Consider the following 18780-nt stretch of genomic DNA (forward strand, 5'->3'; position numbering starts at 1 on the left):
CGTTCCAGGCTCTTGCTTACACCTTGACGCCGGCCGGGCGCGTCATGGATGGTGCGCCCAACTTCGTGTCCGAAAGGACACGTCAACGGATTTTTTGTGACTGCCATGCTTTCCATCATCTTCCCCGCCTACAACGAGGCCGAGAGCCTCAAGCGCCTGCCCGGTGAGGCGCTGCCCGTCTTCGAGTCGCTGGGGCGGCCCTACGAGGTCGTCATCGTGGATGACGGCAGCAAGGACGACACGGCGGCGGTGGCCGAGTCGCTGGGCGGGAAGGTTCGGCTGGTGAAGCATGAGCGCAACAAGGGGCTGGGCGCCGCGCTGCGCACGGGCTTCGAGGCGGCGCGCGGCGAGTTCGTCATCACCATGGACTCGGACCTCACCTTCGCTCCCTCGCTGGTGCCGGCCCTGCTGGAGCGCTTCGAGCGCGGGGACTGCGACGCGGTGAGCGGCTCGCCGAAGCTGGCGGGCTTCGCGGCGGACATCCCCCAGTACCGCATCTTCATCAGCAAGGCCGCTTCGATGGTGTACTCGCAGCTGCTGGGCCAGTCGGTGACGTCGGTGAGCCCCATCTTCCGGCTCTACCGCCGCAAGGACCTCATGGCGCTGCCGCTGCAGGCCACCGGCTTCGACATCAACGCCGAAATCCTTTTCTTCCTCATCCAGCAGGGCAAGCACGTGGTGGAGATTCCCGCGCCGCTGACCCAGCGCCTGCATGGGGAGAGCAAGCTGGACTACAAGAAGGAGATGCGCCACCACCTGCGCCTCATGAAGCGCATGGCCCTGTGGCGTCTGGGCTCGCTGCGCAAGGCCATGGCGTGAGCCCCTCCTTCCTCCTGCTCGAGTCAGAACGCCCATGATTGCTGTCGTCCTGGGAACGCGTCCGGAGCTGATCAAGACGGCTCCCATCATCCACGAGCTCGCGCGGCGCGGGTCTCCGTTCGCCCTCATCCACACCGGGCAGCACTACACCCCGGCGCTCGACGAGATCTTCTTCCGCGACCTGGAGCTGCCGCCGCCAGCCGTCAACCTGCACGTGGGCTCGCTGCCCGCGGCGCATCAGGTGGCCCGCATCCTGACGGGTGTCTCCGACGCGCTCGAGCAGCTCAAGCCGCGCATCGTCCTCGTGCAGGGGGACACCAACAGCGTGCTGGGTGGGGCGCTGGCGGCCCACAAGCTGAGCATCCCCCTGGCGCACCTGGAGGCCGGGCTCCGCAGCGACGACTGGACGATGCCGGAGGAGGGCAACCGCGTGCTGGCCGGCCGCGTGGCCGCGCTGCACTTCTGCCCCACCGAGCTGCAGGCCGCGCGCCTGGCGGGCGAGGGCATCCTTCACGGCGTGCACGTGGTGGGCAACACCATCGTGGACGCCTCGCTGCGCTTCGCGGCGCGCTCGCTCGAGATTTCCACCATCTTCGAGCGGCTGGAGCTGGGCGGCAGGCCCTATGCCCTGGTGACGATGCACCGGCCCTCCAACGTGGATGACCCGCAGCGGCTGGCGGCCCTGCTGGACGCGCTGGCCACCATGGCGCGCGAGCGGGGACTGGAGCTCGTCTTCCCGGTGCATCCGCGCACCCGGGAAAAGATTCGCGCCTTCGGGCTGGAGTCGAAGCTGGCCGCACCCTTCCGGCCCATCGAGCCGCTGGGCTACATCGACCTGCTGCGGCTCTTGCGCGGCACGGAGGTGGCGCTGACCGACTCGGGCGGTGTGCAGGAGGAGGCGTGCACCCTGCACGTCCCCTGCGTGACGCTGCGGCCCAACACGGAGCGCCCGGAGACGGTGGGCGTGGGCGCCAACGCCCTGTGCGACGAGGCGGACGCGGGGCGGATTGGCGCCTTCGTGGACGACATGCGGGAAGCGCCGCGCGACTGGAAGAACCCGTTCGGTGACGGCCACACCAGCGAGCGCGTGGTCGACATCCTGCTGAACCCGCGCACCCGTCTGGCGCCCTCCGGGGCGCCGTGAGGCGAGGCCGGAACCCGGCCCGCCCCCTCTTCCCGAGGTAGAACCATGCGTTCGAGTTGGCTCTTCCGCCTGGCGGTCTGCGGGGTGGTTGGACTGGGTCTGGCCGCCTCCGGCCTGGCCGTCCACCGCGACCTCGACTTCATCCTGTGGGCGTCCCACTTCGTGGCCGATGGACACCTCAATGTCTATCAGGCCGTCTACGAGGGCCCGCATCAGGCCGCGCTCCAGGGGCTGACGTACCCGCCGCTGACCTATCTGTATTTCGGCACGCTCATCTGGGTGGGCAAGCTCCTGGGCCTCTTCGCGTATGCGGAGTGGAACACCCCCATGGTGCTCAAGGGCCGCGACTACTTCTTCATCCGGGTGAGCTACGTGCCGTACTGGCTGCTCATCGCCTGGACGTGCCGCCGGTTCGCGGAGCGCTTCATCTTCCCCGACTCGCCGGAGCGGGAGTCCATGGGGCGGCTGGTGTTCCTGGTGGGGCTCACCTCGCCCGTCCTGCTGTTCGTGGCCTTCGTGTTCGGACAGTTCGACCTGCTGCCCTCGAGCATGCTGTTCCTGGGCGTCTATCTCATTTCGACGCGCCGGCTCTTCCTGGGCGTGCTGGCGGTGTTCGTCGGCGTGTGGCTGAAGAACTTCCCCATCCTGTTCCTGGGCGTCGCCGCGCCGGTGCTGGTGGTGGAGTACGGCTGGAAGCGGACGGCGGCGGCGCTGGCCATGGGCGTGGGGCTGACGTCGCTCTGGATGCGGGCCTTCCGGAGCCCCGGCTTCTCCAACAGCTACCTCAAGTTCCAGCACCAGCAGTACGACGTGCTCGTGTGGGTGGGCCAGGACGGGCTTCGCGCCACGATGGGCGTCTACCTCCTGTTGGCAGTGGTGTTCCTCGCCGTGGGCCTGGTGCTGTTCCGCAACCGGCTGGTGACGTGGGAGCGGCTGGTGCTGCTCTACAGCTGGGCCTTCATCGTCCTGCTGGCGCCCCGGTTCTGGATGCCGCAGTACATGTCCTGGGTGGCGCCTGCCTTCGTGCTCTTCCTCGTGCTGTGGCTGCGGCTGGAGTCACCGGTGGTACCGGGCTTCTACCTGGCGCTGAATGGCCTGTACCTGCTCAGCACCGCGGTCATCTTCCCGCACAACGTGGACGTCAACATGTTCCACAAGCTCCACCGCGCGGGGATGCCAGGGCTGGCCGAGTTCCTCCGCCTCGATGGACTGCGGAACGAGGTGTGGACCTCCATGAGCATGTTGCTCTACCTCGTGGTCGCCCTCATCGCCGTGCGGATGTTCTTCTGGGAGCGGGTGAAGAAGGCCCTCGAGCCGACGGTGGTGTGGAGCCCGCTGCGGCAGCTCCAGTGGACGTCGGCCCTGTCCGTGGTGGCCTTCATGGCCTTCATCGGCCTGCACCTCGTGAATATCTGGGTGGCGCGCGGGAGGCTCTGACCCGGCTACCGCTGGCGCCTGCGCGCCAGGGCCAGCACCGCCAGCGCCCCGAGGACGAAGCTGCCGCCGCCGCCCGTCGCCGTGCAGCCGTCCTCATGAGGCTGGGGCTGGGGTTCCTCGGGAACGACTTCCGGCTCGCAGCTCTCGTCGCCTTGCAGGTCGTTCTCCAACACCCGCGCGTGGACGCGCGCCACGACCTCCTCGCCGGAGCCTGAGGGCTCATCCCCGATGAACACCATGAGTGAGTGTCGGGTGCCGTCCGAGGCCAGCCGGGGTTGCGTCTCCCGGGCACCGCTCATGGCCAGCTCGAGGATGTCGCATCCCGCCGGAGTTCCGTCGGGCTCGAGCAGCACACCCCGGATGTCTCCCGCGGCGCCTTCAGCCCAGGCGACGAGGAAATAGTTGCCATCGAAGGTGGCCGCGGTCGACTTCCACGGGGATTGCTCGGCTTCCGCCGCGAACCCCTCCTCACGGACCGTTCCGTCCGCCTTCAGAAGGGCTGTCTGGAGGTTCGCGCCCTGTCGATGCACCACCAGGAAGTCCTCACCGTGGGAGGCGACGCTCGCATTCTGGCTGGACGACCAGAAGTGATTGAGGAACTCATGCGTGCCATCCGGCTCGAGACGGGCCGCCTCCGTATAGTCACGCCCGTCGTTCCGCGAGCCCACGTAATTGGAATACACGACAAGGAATTCCGTCCCGTTGAAGGCCAGCTGCGGAAAGCGCTCGCTGTTGAAGCTGCTTTTGGAGAGGTACAGGTCCTTGGCGTCCACGACCTGGCCCTCGGGAGTCAGTCTCACCGCGAAGATGTCTCCCAACGGATCTGCGGCTGCATAGGTCACGACCCAGTAGCCGCCACCCGCGGCGACATCCAGGTCGTGCTGCTCGAGGTTGAGCACGAGCCCGTTGGTCAGGACCTCCCTTGCGTCCGATACCAGGAAGCCTTGCGGGTCCAGCACCGTCCCATCCGGGTCCACCCGGGCTCCATACACATCGTCGCAGCAGACGCGTGCGTCCTCCCAGACGACGAAGAACCGGGTGCCGTCAAAGGCAACCGCGGGATTCTTCTGCGCGTTGACGGCGGTCGTGAGGGCAATACCTCCCGGGTCCAGGACCGTGCCGTCCGGCGTCACCCGCGCCGCATAGATGTCTGTGTTTCCGTTGCGGTCGTCATCCCAGACGACCAGATACACTCCGCCGCCCCAGGCCACATCGGCTCCACCCTGCCGGACCAGCGGTGCTCCCGCGTCTGACGGACTGATGCGGATGACGTCCGACAGCCTGGCGGCACCTGCCTGCGATACCGCTCCCAGCGAGACGGCGAGCAGGATCCCCCTCCAGCTTCCAAGCCTCACGTTTGAATCTTTCTCCGGCCCCACCGAGCCCACGAGGGCTCATTACAGACATTCTACCCGCGGTGGCTGACGGAGGATGCACCCTGGCCCGCGAGGAAGTTCTCGACACAACCCTGGTCTGGAACCGAAGGCTCGGGTGCCTCGAAGGCGCGCGGCGTCAGGGCCCAACCCCGGCTCCCCGCGGCGCGGGGGACGCGGGGTGCATGGCCTTCACCGGGGCGGAGCAGGCATGTCGTGGCCCGGAACGGGCGCGGGGGCTTCCGCCCGGGGTGCTGGCGTCGCGGACAGCAGCGCCACCTCCTGCGCGAGGCGCTTGAGCTGCTGGCGCTGGTCCGCCACCTGGAGGCTCAGCCGGTACACCAGCCACATCAGCGCCGTGCACGCGATGACGAACAGCGCGGAGGGCGCGTAGTAGATGCCCATCGCTTCGGCGAGCGCGTCGATGCCGTGGCGCCAGAGCGACAGCGCGGCGATGAACGCGGCGACGAGGAGCCAGGCGAACGTGTGACGCTCGTGGGTGCGCCGCCGACGGGCGGCCAGTAGCACGGTGAGCGCGAAGGCGGCCGCGAAGGCCAGGCCGATGAGACTCGAGCGGGACATGAAAATCAGACCGGGCGCACCCGCTCCATGAGCAGGGCGAAGGAGACCTTCGCCATGTAGAAGGCGGACTTCCACGCGGTGAGCGAGCTGGTGCCCGTGAGGCGCGGCCGCATGCGCACGGGCAGCTCGGTAATCTTGAAGCCCTGCCGGGCGGCCATCAGCACGCTCTCGGGCTCCGGATAGTCGTGCGGGTGGGTGCGCGCGAAGAAGCGGATGGCCCGCGGGCCGAAGCCGCGGAAGCCGGAGGTCGGGTCGGTGATGCGCTGCTTGCACAGCGACGACAGCAGCCACGCCAGGAAGCGGTTGCCGAAGCGGCGCAGGAGCGTGGAGCGGAAGCTGGTGATGCCCGCGAAGCGGCTGCCGATGGCGAGCTCCGCCCCCGCGTCCAGCGCCTCCAGCAGCGAGGCCACGGAGCTCGGGTCATGCTGGCCATCGCCGTCCATCCGGATGACGCGCTCGTAGCCGAAGCGCGCCGCGTAGAGCAGCCCGCTGACCTCTCCCGCGGCGACTCCCAGGTTGAAGGGGTGGGAGAGCACCTGCGCGCCCGCGGAACGGGCCTGCGCCGCCGTCTGGTCCGCCGAGCCGTCATCCACGACGAGCACGTCCATCGCGGGCAGGACCTTGCGCAGCTCCGCCACCGTGGAGGCGATGCACTCCTCTTCGTTGTAGGCGAGCAGCACGATGAGGCCGCGCGGGATATCCATGCCTCCCCCTTCGAGGGTCAGGCGTTCTTCTATCCGGTTCTGGCGCCGGGGGAAAAGGTGGCCTCCGGCGGGCCGCCTCGTGCCTGCGCCCACTCCATCAGCCGCGCTTGTGGCCCCGGCCTGGAGCCCGGGCTCGGGGGGCCGTCTTCGCGGGCCCCTCGGCGCGAGTCGGAGGGGGCGGCTCCGAGGGGGACTGGGCGAGCTTCGCCAGACGCTCCTCCACCTCCTGCCGCCAGCGGGCCTGGGTGTGTGCCTGCACGCGCTGGTGCTCATGGATGAGTGCGAGTGCGTCCAGGATGGCTTCGTTGAACTCCACCTGCCGGCGCAGCGCCTCGTTGATGAAGGGCTGGAAGGCGAGCCGGAAGGCGCGCTTGGCCAGCACCAGCACGGGCCCCACCACCGGCCGGTGCGACGAGGGCGCGTCCGCGTAGCGCGTGTCCCGCTTGAGGCGCGCCGTCTGGAGGATGGCGGGCCACTCCACGCCGGGGGTGGGCGCCTGCACGGTGTCGAGCTTCTTGCGCAGCGCCTCCACGGCCTCGGGGGCCGGTGTGGGCAACCTGCGCAGGGCGTCCGCCACCGCCTCGGCGGTGGGGTGGGTGGTGATGAGGTCCTCAGCGCGCATGCGTTGCTCCTCCCGACTCCAGGGCCCTGACCAGCTCGCCTGCCAGCGGCGCCACGTCTGCCTCCGCACCCAACTCCCGCAGCCGGGGGCCCAGCAGTTGCCGCACCGCCGCGTCCGGCGCGCGGGGGGCCTCCCACACGCCCCAGGCCCGGCCCTGGACGTGCGGCACCGCCTCCCGCGCCACCGCCTCGGCGGCGCCCGCGAAGAGCACCGGCCCGCGCGTGCGGCGCACCCCCATCTCCAGCGAGGAGGAGGGTGGGGCGCCGGCGTCACCGCCGAAGGAGGGCTCGTCCGCGGTGAAGCGCCACAGCGTCGTGCCGCCGAGCCGCTCCTCGCGCGGCGCCGCCTGCACCGGCATGACGTCGCGCCGCACCGTCCACAGGCTCGCGCCGGGCAGCCGCTCGGCCACGGCTCGCGCGAGCCGGGACATGGGCGCGTCCGGGGAGGTGTCGAAGCCGGGGCACACCACGGTGGCGCTGTCCCCCAGCGGGGCGGACGCGCGGGGCGGCGCGCGGCCCTCCAGGAAGGGCGTGAGGGCCTCGCGCACCCGCGTGGCGACGGCCTCCTGCCCCAGGTCCGCGAGTCGCTCTCGCTGCGAGGCGACCACCTGGGCGCGCAGGGACTCGTCGCGCTCGAGCACCGCGAGCAGTCCGGCCACCTCGACGGGGTCATCCCTCAGCGTGGCGAGGCCGGCGCCGCCCATCGTCTCCGGCACCGCCGCCGCGCCGTAGGCCACCACCGGCACGCCCCGGTACATGGCCTCCAGCAGGGGCACGCCGAAGCCCTCGTGCCGGCTCATGGAGAGGTACGCCGTCGCCGAGCCGAAGCAGGCGGACAGCTGCGGCGCGCCCACCCGGCCGAGGAAGAGGACGCGCTCGGCGCCCAGCAGCTCGCGCAGCGCCATCACCGTGGCGCCATAGGTCGTGTCCCGGTTGAGGTAGCCCGCCACCAGCAGGCGGCTGCGCGGCTGGTACAGCCGCTGGTAGGCGGCGAAGACCTTCAGCACGTCCTCCACGCGCTTGCTGGGCACGGCCCGGCCCACGAAGAGGATGTTGGCGCAGCCGTCGTCCAGCTCGGCGCGCAGCGACGGGTCCGGGGGGACGTCGAAGCCGCGCCAGTCCACCGCGAAGGGCAGCACCGCCACGCCCGGGAAGCCCGCCGCGGACAGCTCCTCCGCGCTGAAGTGCGAGTACGCCCAGGCGTGCTCCACGAGGGGCCGCAGGGCCAGCAGCTCGTCACGCGCCGCGGCGCACGCGGCCGCCACCTTGCGGTCCAGCCCCGCGAAGAGCCTCGCCGGAGTGACGTTGTGGTACACGAGCGCCTTGCGCCCGGGTGAGCGGGCCACCAGCGGGACGAGCCGCGACTCGAAGCTGTGGTGGACGAGCAGCGCGCTGTCCGCGTCCGCCTCGTGGGGATAGTCGTCCGCGGGGCGCACGTCGTCGCGGCACTCGTCGTCCCACTGCGGCGCGTAGATTTCAGAGGCGTACCCCCACGCGCGCAGCAGCGAGCGCAGGTAGCGCACCTGGTTGCCCACGGCGTCGCCCCACGCCAGCCGTGACACGAGCTGGTGGACCGCTCGGGCGGGCGATGCCGTGGCCCCTCGCTTGCTCTTCCGGAAGTTCACGCTGGCGGTAGCCTCTAGACCCGGGCGGACCGGCACACAAGTGGGAGTGTCGCCAGACGACTGTTGCCTTACCTTGACGCCCCCTCCCAGGCTCCGATACGGAGGGCACTTCTCCTGATTCCCGTGGTGAGTACGTCAATGAATGTCCTGGTGACAGGTGGCTGCGGCTTCATCGGTTCCAACCTCGTGAAGTACCTGCGCCGCGAGCGACCGGACTGGAAGATCGTCAACCTCGACAAGCTCACGTACGCGGGCAACCTCGAGAACCTCTCCGACCTGGAGGGCGACCCGAAGCACGTCTTCGTGCGCGGCGACATCGGCAACCGCGAGCTCATCGAGCACCTGATGGTGCAGCACTCCATCGACGCGGTGATGCACCTGGCCGCCGAGAGCCACGTGGACCGCTCCATCCTCGGGCCCGAGGTCTTCGTCACCACCAACGTGCTGGGCACCCAGCAGCTCCTGGAGGCCTCCCGCGCCCGCGGCATCAAGCGCTTCCTGATGGTCTCCACCGACGAGGTGTACGGCTCGCTCGGCCCCACCGGCGCCTTCACGGAAGCCTCGCCGCTGCAGCCCTCCAGCCCGTACTCGGCCTCCAAGACGAGCTCCGACCTGGTCGCGCTGGCCTACCACCACACCTTCAAGCTGGACGTGGTGGTGACGCGCTGCTCGAACAACTACGGGCGCTACCAGTTCCCGGAGAAGCTCATCCCCCTGATGGTGGTCAACGCGCTGCACGACAAGCCGCTGCCCGTCTACGGCGACGGCGGCAACGTGCGCGACTGGCTCCACGTGGAGGACCACTGCCAGGGCCTGCTGCTCGCGCTGGAGAAGGGCAGGGCCGGCGAGGTCTACAACATCGGCGGTGGCGCGGAGCGGCGGAACATCGAAATCGTGAAGGGCATCCTCGGCCTGCTGGGCAAGCCGGACTCGCTCATCAAGTACGTGGCGGACCGGCCGGGGCATGACCGGCGCTACGCCATCGACCCGACGAAGATTCGCGCGGAGCTGGGCTGGAAGGCCGCCCACACCTTCGAGCAGGGCCTGGCGGAGACGGTGAAGTGGTACGTCGAGCACCCCTCGTGGTGGGAGCGGGTGATGAGCGGCGCCTACCGCCAGTACTTCGACACCCAGTACAAGACCCGCCTGCACGGCCGGGCGGCGTAGGCCGGCCATGCGCTTCCTCGTCACCGGTTCGAATGGGCTCGTCGGCAGCCGCGTCTGCGCGCTGCTGGAGCGGCAGGGGCACGAGGTGGTGGGCCTGGGCCGCGGCCCGCGCCGCACCGGCGGGACGTACCGCTACGTGGAGGTGGACCTGACGCGCGAGCCGGACGTGGCCGCCGCGCTGGCATCCGCCGCCCCCGAGGTGGTCATCCACCCCGCCTCCATGACGGAGGTGGACGCGTGCGAGAAGGACCCCGAGGCCGCCTTCGCCGCCAACGTCACCGCCACCGCGGCGGTGGCCAAGGGCGCGCGCAAGGCCGGGGCGCACCTTGTGCACGTGTCCACCGACTACGTCTTCGACGGCGACGCGGGCCCGTATGACGAGGATGCGCTGCCCAACCCGCGCGGCGTCTACGCCCTCACCAAGCACATGGGCGAGCAGGCCGCGCGCACCTTCGTCCCCGGTTGCGCCATTGCCCGCACGGCGGTGGTGTACGGCTTTCCCGCGGCGGGGCGGCCCAACTTCGGCATGTGGCTGGTGGGCTCGCTGGAGAAGGGCCAGCCGGTGAAGCTCTTCGAGGACCAGATTGTGTCCCCCAGCTTCGCGGACAGCGTGGCCGCCATGCTGGTGGAACTGGGCGAGCGCAAGCTGGGCGGCGTGTGGAACACCTGCGGCGGCACCGTCATCGACCGCGTGGGCTTCGGCCGGGCGCTGTGCGAGGTGTTCGGTTTCGACGCGAAGCTCATCACCCCCACGCGCATGGCCGACCTGAAGCTGGCCAGCCCCCGGCCGCTGCGCAGCGGCCTGAAGACGGACAAGGTGCGCACGCAACTGGCCGCGAAGCCGCTGGAGCTGGCCGAGTCCCTGGCGCGCTTCCACGCGGCCTGGAAGGCCGGGCAGGGCGGCTGACAACTTTCGCGCGGCCCACGGGCCGCGCATCCCCCGCTCGACTGACAGGGACCACGGCCGGGAGCCCGTCGGAACGCGGGACATGAGGTGAACGTATGAAGGGAATCGTCCTCGCCGGTGGCTCGGGCACGCGCCTGTACCCACTGACGCGCGTGGTCAGCAAGCAGCTGCTGCCCGTCTATGACAAGCCGATGATCTACTACCCGGTGACGACGCTGATGCTGGCGGGCATCCGGGAGCTGCTCATCATCTCCACGCCGCAGGATCTGCCGCGCTTCCGCGAGCTGCTGGGCACGGGCGAGCAGTGGGGTGTGCGCTTCCAGTACGCCGAGCAGCCCCGGCCGGAAGGGCTGGCGCAGGCGTTCGTCATCGGCCGCGAGTTCGTGGGCCAGGACGCGGTGTCGCTCATCCTCGGCGACAACATCTTCTACGGCCACGGCATGAGCGAGCTGGCCCAGCGGGCCGCCCGCCGCGAGCAGGGCGCCACCGTCTTCGGCTACTACGTGAAGGACCCGGAGCGCTATGGCGTGGTGGAGCTGGACGCCAACAAGCGCGCCATCTCCATCGAGGAGAAGCCGGCGAAGCCCAAGTCCCACTACGCCGTCACCGGGCTGTACTTCTACGACAACCAGGTGGTGGACATCGCCGCCAACCTCAAGCCCGGCCGGCGCGGTGAGTACGAAATCACCGACGTGAATGCGGAGTACCTGCGCCGCGGGCAGCTCAACGTGGAGCTGATGGGCCGCGGCTACGCGTGGCTGGACACCGGCACGCACGAGTCGCTGATGCAGGCGTCCAACTACATCGAGATCATCGAGCGCCGTCAGGGCCTCAAGGTGGCGTGCCCGGAGGAGATTGCGTTCCGCATGGGCTACATCGACGAGAAGCAACTCGCGACGCTCGCGGAGCCGATGCGCAAGAACGAGTACGGCCAGTACCTCCTGGACCTCATCGAGCACCGCGGGGCGGTGTCATGAAGGTGATTCCCACGGAGCTGCCGGGCGTCCTCATCGTGGAGCCGAAGGTGTTCGGCGACGACCGCGGCTTCTTCATGGAGACGTTCCATGAGAAGCGCTACGCGGACGCGGGCATCCCCGGGCCCTTCGTGCAGGACAACTACTCGCGCTCGGCGAAGGGAATCCTTCGGGGGCTGCACTTCCAGGAGCCCCACGCGCAGGGCAAGCTGGTGCAGGTGCTGGCCGGCGCCGTGTACGACGTGGCGGTGGACATCCGGAAGGGCTCGCCCACGTTCGGCAGGTGGGTGGCGGTGGAGCTGTCCACGGACAACCGGCGCCAGCTGTGGATTCCGCCCGGCTTCGCCCATGGCTTCTGCGTGCTGAGCGAGTCCGCCGACTTCCACTACAAGTGCACCACGCTGTACTCGCCGGACACCGAGCGCGGCGTGCTGTGGAATGACCCCGACCTGGGCATTCCGTGGCCCGTGTCCACGCCGCTGCTGTCCGGCAAGGACGCGAAGGCACCGCGGCTCAAGGACGCCCCGGTGCTTCCGGTGTACGCGGGCTGAAGGTGGTCCGCGGTTCGGCGGGGCTCAGGCCCCGGAATGTTGCGGGGCGGTGGCCAGCATCGACGACACCACTGCCTCCGTCACGTCCTTGCCGCCGCCCAGGTTGGTGACGAGGCACATCGGCGTGTAGATGAAGCCCCACGGAATGCCCCACCAGCCGAGGAAGAGCGACAGCAGCGTGTAGCCGATGCTCTTGCTCGTCGTGCTCTCGCCGGCGCGGATGAAATACACGTCCGACGAGCGCCTGAACGTCATCACCAGGATGGAGATGCAGTACTCGAACACGACGAACCGGCCGCCCCGGCCCAGCTCCTCCTGGAGCTGCGCCACCGTCATGTTCTCCACGCCTTGAATCTCTGCCATCGGGAATCCCCCCTCCAGCCACCGCCACGTGCGGTGCGGAGGGCGAAGAATAGCAGCGGCGCCGGAGCCCCCGAAAGCCGTGCCGTGCGCTACATCCCCAGCCGGTGCGCGAGGTCCGCGGGCACGGGATACACACGCTCCGGTGGGCACAGGCGGGTGGCCTGTTCCGCGCGCCCTTCGTCGAGCAGGCGGCGGATCTTCTGCACGCGCGGCGTGAGGTCCTCGATGGCCACGGTCCACGCCTCCACGTAGCGGGAAATCACCGTGCGCCCCAGGCCCACCTGGATGCTGTCATGCGGGAGGCCCGCGCCGCGCAGCGTGCGCTCCGGGTCCCACTGCACGTGAACGGGCGCGGACTCGAAGTCCCGGCGCCAGGCTTCGGGGGTGCCGTGGACCCGGGGCTCGAAGGCGGTGAGGACCGCGAGGCTCAGCGCCTCGTGCCAGCCTTCACGCCGGATTCGCACCGCGAGCGTCCGCTCCTGCCCGCTCTTGCGGCCCCAGTTGGAGCGGTGCATCAGCCACAGGAAGCTGGGTTTTATCCACGTCATCCGGCCTACGGAGAAGGGCGGGCCGAACTTCTGTTGCTTCACGGCCACGTCCGCGATGGCGTCCGGATAGGCCTGGTACATCACGATGGACGCGCGGTCGTGGTCGGCTCGAATCTCTCGGGGGCCGGGCATGGACGCGCGCGGGTGGGGCCTGGGACTACCGCATGGTCTCGTCTGGTAGATCGGCCTCGCAGCGAGAGATGCCCCGGGCGGCCTGTGGGAGTCGTGGGTAGTCCTTCTTCAGCTTTTTGTAGAGATCGATGGCCTTCTCGCAGTCGCCCTTTTTCTCTAGGGCTTGCGCGCTGGCCAGCCGCTTCGAGGCATCCTGGAGCTTGTCACCCAGTGCCGCCAGCTCGGGGTCCAGGTCGGCCAGCCCCCTTTCCCGTGCGACTTCGAACTTCTGGAGGGCCTTGTTCAGCGCTCCTTCCGCGAAGTCGTCGTTGATCTCGATGAACCTGTCCTTCGCACGCTCTATGTCCTCGCGCGTCGCCGCGGAGTCCGCGACGGCGGGCGGCGGCGGGGCGGTTTCGGCGGGCGGAGCGGGCGCCACCTCCGGAGGCTTCGGAGCCTCCGCGCGCGGAGGCGGGGGCGCGGGCGGCGTGTTCGCGGACGCGGCGGGAACCACCTGCACATCCCCACCGCCTGAACCCCGGATGGCCACCACGCCCACGCCGCCTGCCACCAGCACCGCGGCAACACCGAGGCCCATCATCAGGCCCGTGCGCGAGCGCTTCGGCGCCGCGTAGGGCGAAGTCGTGTGCGCCGTCTTGTCGAACCCGTCCGACACGGCGACGCCCGCGCGCGGGGCCTGCGTCGGCGCGGGCTGCGTCAGCTGAATCGGCGCCACGCGGCCGGTGTTGTACCGGCCCGAGTCCACCGGTGGGGTGACGGCGGCCCCGCGAACCAGCGTGGCCTCGGAGCCGTCGCCGAAGAGGAGGGTGTTCGACTTGTCCTCCTTGTCGGCGGCGCCCTTCACCGCGGGGTTGACGCCGCTGATGGGCGAGCGGCCCGTGAGCGTAGGCAGCGCGTTGCTCAGGTCCGAGGCGAACGCCTCCATGGTGGCGTAGCGCTCCACGCGCTTCTTCGCCGTCGCCTTCTGGATGACCGCGTCGATGGCCGGCAATTGCAGGTCCGCCACCACGTCCGTCAGGTGCGGCATGGGCTGGTGCACCTGCTTCTGCATGATTTCCGCGACGCTCGTCCCGTCGAAGGGCTGCTGGCCGGTGAGCAGCTCGAAGAGCACCACGCCCACCGCGTAGATGTCCGCGCGCGAGTCCACGTCCTGGCCCATGGCCTGCTCGGGCGACATGTACCGGGGCGTGCCGGCCACCGCACCCTGCATCGTGAGGCGCGGGGCGCCGTCGCTGATGCGGGCGATACCGAAGTCCAGCACCTTCACGTGCCAGCCCCGCATGCCCTGCCGGACCATCACGTTCTCCGGCTTGAGGTCGCGGTGCACCACCTGCCGCGCGTGCGCGTAGGCCAGCACGTCCGCCACCTGGAGGATGATGTCCGCGGCCTCGTGCACCGGGAGCCGCCCCGTGTTGGAGAGCAGGCGCTTGAGGTCATCGCCCTCCACGTACTCCATGCAGATGTAGAGCGTGCCCTCCTCGTCCTGCCCGAAGTCGTGCAGGTTCACCGCGTTGGGGTGCGCCACGCGCGCGTAGCTCTTGGCCTCGTTGAGGAAGCGCCTCGCCACGTCCGGGTCCATCGACAACCCGGTGTTGAGGAACTTCATCGCGACCTGCTGGCCGATGCCCACCTGCTCCGCCAGGTACACCGAGCCCATGCCGCCCTGACCCAGCCGGCGCAGGATGCTGTACTTGCCGGCGATGGTGCGGCCCAACATCTTGTCCACCTGCGGCGCCAGCTTCAGCAGCTCGGTGCCGCCACAAGCGGGGCACGCGCCGCCCCAGGTCTCGTACTGCGCCTCGCACCGCTGGCAGATGAACAGGGACATGGGGTCAGCGCGCCGCCGTGGGGTAGCGCTGGAAGAGGATGCGCTCCAGCTCGCGCGCCCCGTCCCTGGGCGACTTCTTCCGAGCCACCTCCGCGCGCAGCACGTCCGTGCGCACGTCGTCCGGTAGGTCCGCCTCCATCACCGCCAGCGCGCCATTCAGGTCTCCCGCGCGCTGCAGCGACGCCGCGCGCCAGACGCGGTACTCGGTGCGGCCCGGATCCGCCGCGGCCGCCTGCGCGAACAGGGGCTGCGCCTTGGCGAAATTCCCCTCCTGGAACACCGCCAGCCCCTCCAGGAACGGCGCCTGCGCCGCCGCGTTGGGGGAGGCCTCTCCCGTGTTCGCCGCCAGCTCGAAGAGCTTGCGCGACTCGCGCAGTTGCTCGGGCGGGAGCGTCTCACCGGCCAGGGCGCGGCGGTGCAGCTCCTCGGCGGCGTTGCGGCTGGCGGCGCTCAGCTTCGCGCCCATCTGCCCCAGGTCCGTGCCCAGGTAGCCCTCCGACACCAGCGTGGTCAGCATCTCCGCCGCCGAGTCGGGGCCCACGAGCTTGCCGTCCCCGAGCGCGGCGAAGAAGCCCGCCTTCAGCTCCACGTGGCGCGCCGTCAGGTCCGCGGGCGCCAAGCCCTTCTGCTTCTTGCGCGCGGCCTTGAGCTGGCGCTCGCACAGGTCCAGCTCGCGCTGCGCCTTGGCGCGGTCCTGGATGTCCGGCGCGCTGTGCACGTAGGCGCGGTACGCCGTGCACGCACCGGGAATCTCCTTGGCGCTCAGGCGCGACCGGGCCAGACCCAGGTACGCCGGCAGCAGCGTGGGGTTGGCGCGGGTGGCCTTGAGGAACAGGTCGGACGCGTCCGCGAAGCGCTTCTTGTTGTAGAGCCGGGTGCCCTCGGCCACCAGCGCCTCGGCGTTGCCCACCGCGGGGCCCACCAGCGGCTCAGCCGCGGCCAGCCCGCTCACCAGCAGCGCGCACATCACCACCCAGCGACGCGGTTCAGAACGCATAGCCCACCCCTCCGCGCAGGTTGCTCGTCCCCGCGATGTTCTTCAGCAGCGAGATTCCATACTGGTACGCCACGGAGGCGTAGAGCCCCTCGTAGACGAAGACGCGCGCGGTGGCCTGCGCGGAGCCGTGCAGGTCCACCGCGAAGAGCCCGTCCTCGAAGGGGGCGCTCTCCGGGCGGTCCTTCTCCTTGAGGAGCAGCCCGCGCACGTCCACGCCCGCCTGGATGGCGAAGGAGAAGGGGCCCACCACGTAGCGCAGCTGCGGCTGGAGCGCGCGCAGCGACATCATCTGCACCTGCGTGTCCAGCGCGCTGTCGTTGCCCCGCACCCGGTCCACCCAGTCGCCCGTCGCGCCGTCGGGGATGCTGACGCCCATCGTCCACGTGTCCGCGGTGCGGTAGTACGTGGCGCCCACCAGCATGACGCCGAAGTACTGGCCATAGCGGCCGTACTCCACGCCCAGGCCCATCATCTTCCTCGAGCCCGGCGCGCGGACGTCGTTGGTGTGGAAGTCCCCCAGGCCCGGGTTCGTGCCCACCGGGTTCGTCGCCACGGAGGTGCCGGTGAGGCTCAGCATCTCGTAGGAGCCCTCCAGGTAGCTCTGCCGCGCCATGGTGGCGGCCTGGCGGCGGCGCATGGCCAGCTTGAAGGCCTGCATGGACGTGGGCTTCAGCTCGCGCTCCAGCGTGTACGTCGCGCCGGGGGCAATCTCCGCCTTCACCTCCTGCGGCTCGTAGCCGTCCAGCACCAGCGACAGGGTGCGCGAGCCGGGCTGGATGCCCTGGTCCACCGCGTCCGTCCCCACCTGCTTGCCATCCACCAGGATGCGCGCGCCCTCCGGCAGCACCTTCGCCACCAGCCGCGCGGGCACCTTCTCCAGCGCCGCGCGCAGCTTCACCGCTTCGCGCGAGGCCACCACCCGCGTCTCCTCCTTCGGCAGGTGCGAGGCCAGCTCGAAGCGGAAGGTGTGCTCACCCGGCAGCACCTCCGTGGCGTAGGGCGTGGTGCCCACCTTCACCCCGTCCACGTAGACGGTGGCGCCCGCGGGCTCCGTCACCGCCTCCACCGTCGCGTTGAGCGTGAGGAACTTCACCAGCACGCCGGCCAGCGCCTTCTCGAAGGCGGGGTTGGCCGTCTCCGCCTGTGCGCGCGCGCCGCTGTCCGGACGCACGCTGACGGCGCGGAAGCGGTAGCCCGCGTCGTCCTGGCCCGCCTGCACCAGCACCACCCGCTCCAGCCCCAGCGAGGCGAGGTACGACTCCAGCGGCTCGCGGCAGCGCGTGGCGCCCGTCACGCAGCCCACGTCGCCCTCGCGACCCTGGAGGTAGCCCTCCAGCGCCTCGCGGCCGATGACCTGCTGCGCCTTCAAGTCTTGAGGCAGCAACGCGACGATGCCGTCCTCGGTGCGCTTCACCAGCGCGTCCTGTCCCGGATACATCGGCTGGACGAGCCACAACGTTTGCGTGGGCGCCCCGGCCTGGGTTCCAGGCGGCATTCCAGGAGCGGCGCTGGCGGTCAGGGCCAGGCTGACGGTCAGCAGACAGGTGACGAACATGAAGTCCTCGGGGATGGACCACCCGCACCCCATGCGAGTCGCCCGACACATGGTGTACGCCAATGAACGCGGCCCTGCCTAGGGGGGGCAGGGTGGCCCCATGGGGGTTTTCCGCGAATTGGGTCTTTTTCGAGGTTCTGAACCCGCCTGCCCTGGAGGCGCCCGGGCGTCGGCTCGGCGAGGGGAGGCGTCGCGAGGTATGGGGAATGCGCATCGTTCCCCAGGTCACAACACCCCTGAGGAGGCGGAATGGTACTCCCTGGCAAGGGAATGGGCTGGATGGAGTTCTTCAAGGCCCTGAAGTCGGAATGGAAGCGCGACGACGTGGGCGACGTCGCGGGGGCGCTGACGTTCCGGGCCATCCTGGCGCTCTTCCCGTTCCTGCTGTTCCTGGTGTCGCTGGCGGGCGTCATCATCGACCCCGCGCAGGCGCAGACGCTCATCGCGGAGCTGGCGAAGGTAGCGCCCCAGGAGGTGGTGAAGATCCTCGGCGACCGCATCAACGCGCTGGCGGAGAGCAACCCGGTGGGGCTGCTGACGGTGGGCGGCGTGGGCGCCGTCTGGGCGGCGTCCAGCGGCATCGTCGCGCTGATGGACGCGCTGAACGCCATGTACGGGGTGAAGGAGTCGCGGCCCTTCTGGAAGCTGCGCGCCATTGCCCTGGGCGTGACGCTCGGGGGCGCGGTGGTGGCCATCGCCGCGGCGATGGCCATCCTCGTCACGCCGGTCATCGCGGACAAGCTCGGGCCCGCGGGCATCGTGCTCACGTGGATTCGCCTGCCCGTCGCGGGCCTGGTGGTGATGTTCCTGTGGGCGGTGCTGTACTACGTGCTGCCGGACGTGAAGCAGACGTTCCGGTTCATCACCCCGGGCTCCGTGGTGGGCGTCATCATCTGGGTGGTGGCCTCGTGGGGCTTCTCCAAGTACGTGGCCAACTTCGGCAAGTACGACGTGAACTACGGCGCCATCGGCGGCGTCATCGTCATGCTGCTGTGGATGTGGATCTCGGCGCAGACCATCCTGCTGGGCGCGGAAATCAACGCCATCCTCGAGCACCGCTCCCCGGACGGGAAGGCGCCCGGTGACAGGGTCCCCGAGCAGGGCAAGGTGGTGACGGCCACCAAGACGGAGCTGGAGGAGGGCGGGGCGCAGCTCCCCGGCTCCCACGAGTTCCGGCCCGTGGTGGACCCGCGCACGGGCCAGCCGACCGCGCCCCCGCCGAAGCTGAGGCAGACGCCGCTGGCGGCCGCCGCCCGCTGGGCCGCGGGACTCGGCCTGGGCCTGTTCCTCGTGCGCCGGAACACCGCCCGGTAGCCGCGCGGGCACCACCTCCTGAAGGGCCCCGGGGCCCCGGCCTCCTCGCGAGAGGGGCCGGGGCCTCGTCGCGTTCGGCGCGCAGGCCAGGGCAGGGGAGCGCCGGGTAGGAACAGACCCAGCAGGAGGCGGGAGACCT

At 70.1% G+C, this 18780-nt stretch carries 18 protein-coding genes; 8 read left to right on the forward strand and 10 right to left on the reverse strand.

Features of this window, described 5'->3' with window-relative positions; all coding sequences use genetic code 11:
- The first annotated feature begins 105 nt into the window (after nt 1–105).
- The 3 genes from OV427_RS40100 to OV427_RS40110 are packed head-to-tail and all read left to right on the forward strand — an operon-like array spanning nt 106 to nt 3400.
- Nucleotides 106–819 carry a glycosyltransferase family 2 protein gene (locus OV427_RS40100; RefSeq protein ID WP_267861502.1) on the forward strand — a complete coding sequence of 238 codons (714 nt, stop codon included), beginning with the start codon at nt 106–108 and terminating at the stop codon, nt 817–819.
- Nucleotides 820–853: 34 nt separating this feature from the next.
- Nucleotides 854–1963: a non-hydrolyzing UDP-N-acetylglucosamine 2-epimerase gene (gene wecB / locus OV427_RS40105; RefSeq protein WP_267861503.1), complete on the forward strand. Its 1110-nt coding sequence runs from the start codon at nt 854–856 to the stop codon at nt 1961–1963.
- Nucleotides 1964–2008: 45 nt separating this feature from the next.
- Entirely contained in the window at nt 2009–3400 is a 1392-nt protein-coding gene (locus OV427_RS40110) for a hypothetical protein (RefSeq protein WP_267861504.1), read from the forward strand.
- Nucleotides 3401–3405: 5 nt separating this feature from the next.
- On the opposite strand, the gene OV427_RS40115 is transcribed toward OV427_RS40110, so the two are convergent.
- From OV427_RS40115 to OV427_RS40135, 5 genes are all read right to left on the reverse strand, one after another.
- Nucleotides 3406–4755, reverse strand: coding sequence for an MYXO-CTERM sorting domain-containing protein (locus OV427_RS40115; protein ID WP_267861505.1), 1350 nt, complete (start codon nt 4753–4755; stop codon nt 3406–3408).
- Nucleotides 4756–4965: 210 nt separating this feature from the next.
- Nucleotides 4966–5355, reverse strand: a complete 390-nt coding sequence (locus tag OV427_RS40120; RefSeq protein WP_267861506.1) for a DUF2304 domain-containing protein — start codon at nt 5353–5355, stop codon at nt 4966–4968.
- A 5-nt stretch (nt 5356–5360) separates the two neighbouring features.
- Entirely contained in the window at nt 5361–6059 is a 699-nt protein-coding gene (locus OV427_RS40125) for a glycosyltransferase family 2 protein (protein WP_267861507.1), read from the reverse strand.
- Nucleotides 6060–6156: 97 nt separating this feature from the next.
- A complete protein-coding gene (locus tag OV427_RS40130; protein ID WP_267861508.1) occupies nt 6157–6681 on the reverse strand; it encodes a hypothetical protein in 525 nt (174 codons plus the stop codon).
- Nucleotides 6671–8305 (reverse strand): glycosyltransferase family 4 protein, encoded by a 1635-nt coding sequence (locus tag OV427_RS40135; RefSeq protein ID WP_267861509.1) that lies wholly within the window; start codon nt 8303–8305, stop codon nt 6671–6673. The genes OV427_RS40130 and OV427_RS40135 overlap by 11 nt, the downstream gene beginning before the upstream one ends.
- Nucleotides 8306–8443: 138 nt before the next feature.
- Here OV427_RS40135 and rfbB point away from each other — a divergent pair, with 138 nt between their 5' ends.
- The 4 genes from rfbB to rfbC all read left to right on the forward strand — a co-directional run bounded on the left by rfbB (nt 8444) and on the right by rfbC (nt 11904).
- Nucleotides 8444–9472, forward strand: coding sequence for a dTDP-glucose 4,6-dehydratase (gene rfbB / locus OV427_RS40140; protein WP_267861510.1), 1029 nt, complete (start codon nt 8444–8446; stop codon nt 9470–9472).
- Between the two features lie 7 nt (nt 9473–9479).
- Nucleotides 9480–10379, forward strand: a complete 900-nt coding sequence (locus OV427_RS40145; protein WP_267861511.1) for an SDR family oxidoreductase — start codon at nt 9480–9482, stop codon at nt 10377–10379.
- A 95-nt stretch (nt 10380–10474) separates the two neighbouring features.
- Nucleotides 10475–11356 carry a glucose-1-phosphate thymidylyltransferase RfbA gene (rfbA, locus tag OV427_RS40150; protein WP_267861512.1) on the forward strand — a complete coding sequence of 294 codons (882 nt, stop codon included), beginning with the start codon at nt 10475–10477 and terminating at the stop codon, nt 11354–11356.
- A complete protein-coding gene (gene rfbC / locus OV427_RS40155; RefSeq protein ID WP_267861513.1) occupies nt 11353–11904 on the forward strand; it encodes a dTDP-4-dehydrorhamnose 3,5-epimerase in 552 nt (183 codons plus the stop codon). Before rfbA ends, rfbC begins: the two co-directional genes overlap by 4 nt.
- A gap of 24 nt (nt 11905–11928) precedes the next feature.
- Here the strand turns inward: rfbC and OV427_RS40160 are convergent, their stop codons facing one another.
- The 5 genes from OV427_RS40160 to OV427_RS40180 form a co-directional block, all read right to left on the reverse strand.
- Nucleotides 11929–12267 carry a hypothetical protein gene (locus tag OV427_RS40160; protein ID WP_267861514.1) on the reverse strand — a complete coding sequence of 113 codons (339 nt, stop codon included), beginning with the start codon at nt 12265–12267 and terminating at the stop codon, nt 11929–11931.
- An 89-nt stretch (nt 12268–12356) separates the two neighbouring features.
- Nucleotides 12357–12947, reverse strand: coding sequence for a DUF4291 domain-containing protein (locus tag OV427_RS40165; RefSeq protein ID WP_267861515.1), 591 nt, complete (start codon nt 12945–12947; stop codon nt 12357–12359).
- 25 nt (nt 12948–12972) lie between these two features.
- Complete coding sequence (locus OV427_RS40170; RefSeq protein ID WP_267861516.1) at nt 12973–14775, reverse strand: serine/threonine protein kinase; 1803 nt, start codon at nt 14773–14775, stop codon at nt 12973–12975.
- A gap of 4 nt (nt 14776–14779) precedes the next feature.
- Nucleotides 14780–15772: a tetratricopeptide repeat protein gene (locus tag OV427_RS40175; RefSeq protein ID WP_267861517.1), complete on the reverse strand. Its 993-nt coding sequence runs from the start codon at nt 15770–15772 to the stop codon at nt 14780–14782.
- Nucleotides 15762–17378: a PEGA domain-containing protein gene (locus OV427_RS40180; protein ID WP_267861518.1), complete on the reverse strand. Its 1617-nt coding sequence runs from the start codon at nt 17376–17378 to the stop codon at nt 15762–15764. Before OV427_RS40180 ends, OV427_RS40175 begins: the two co-directional genes overlap by 11 nt.
- Nucleotides 17379–17576: 198 nt before the next feature.
- On the opposite strand from OV427_RS40180, the gene OV427_RS40185 reads away from it, so the two are divergent.
- A complete protein-coding gene (locus OV427_RS40185; RefSeq protein WP_267861519.1) occupies nt 17577–18641 on the forward strand; it encodes a YihY/virulence factor BrkB family protein in 1065 nt (354 codons plus the stop codon).
- Nucleotides 18642–18780: the final 139 nt, after the last annotated feature.

The organism is Pyxidicoccus sp. MSG2, from assembly GCF_026626705.1.
Taxonomy (GTDB): Bacteria; Myxococcota; Myxococcia; order Myxococcales; family Myxococcaceae; genus Myxococcus.

Coding starts and splice junctions, on each gene's coding strand:
- OV427_RS40145 (WP_267861511.1), top strand. CDS start 9,480: ATGCGCTTCCTCGTCACCGGTTCGAATGGGCTCGTCGGCAGCCGCGTC.
- OV427_RS40100 (WP_267861502.1), top strand. CDS start 106: ATGCTTTCCATCATCTTCCCCGCCTACAACGAGGCCGAGAGCCTCAAG.
- OV427_RS40170 (WP_267861516.1), bottom strand. CDS start 14,775: ATGTCCCTGTTCATCTGCCAGCGGTGCGAGGCGCAGTACGAGACCTGG.
- rfbA (WP_267861512.1), top strand. CDS start 10,475: ATGAAGGGAATCGTCCTCGCCGGTGGCTCGGGCACGCGCCTGTACCCA.
- OV427_RS40125 (WP_267861507.1), bottom strand. CDS start 6,059: ATGGATATCCCGCGCGGCCTCATCGTGCTGCTCGCCTACAACGAAGAG.
- OV427_RS40180 (WP_267861518.1), bottom strand. CDS start 17,378: ATGTGTCGGGCGACTCGCATGGGGTGCGGGTGGTCCATCCCCGAGGAC.
- OV427_RS40110 (WP_267861504.1), top strand. CDS start 2,009: ATGCGTTCGAGTTGGCTCTTCCGCCTGGCGGTCTGCGGGGTGGTTGGA.
- OV427_RS40165 (WP_267861515.1), bottom strand. CDS start 12,947: ATGCCCGGCCCCCGAGAGATTCGAGCCGACCACGACCGCGCGTCCATC.
- OV427_RS40160 (WP_267861514.1), bottom strand. CDS start 12,267: ATGGCAGAGATTCAAGGCGTGGAGAACATGACGGTGGCGCAGCTCCAG.
- rfbB (WP_267861510.1), top strand. CDS start 8,444: ATGAATGTCCTGGTGACAGGTGGCTGCGGCTTCATCGGTTCCAACCTC.
- rfbC (WP_267861513.1), top strand. CDS start 11,353: ATGAAGGTGATTCCCACGGAGCTGCCGGGCGTCCTCATCGTGGAGCCG.
- OV427_RS40175 (WP_267861517.1), bottom strand. CDS start 15,772: ATGCGTTCTGAACCGCGTCGCTGGGTGGTGATGTGCGCGCTGCTGGTG.
- OV427_RS40185 (WP_267861519.1), top strand. CDS start 17,577: ATGGTACTCCCTGGCAAGGGAATGGGCTGGATGGAGTTCTTCAAGGCC.
- OV427_RS40130 (WP_267861508.1), bottom strand. CDS start 6,681: ATGCGCGCTGAGGACCTCATCACCACCCACCCCACCGCCGAGGCGGTG.
- OV427_RS40120 (WP_267861506.1), bottom strand. CDS start 5,355: ATGTCCCGCTCGAGTCTCATCGGCCTGGCCTTCGCGGCCGCCTTCGCG.
- wecB (WP_267861503.1), top strand. CDS start 854: ATGATTGCTGTCGTCCTGGGAACGCGTCCGGAGCTGATCAAGACGGCT.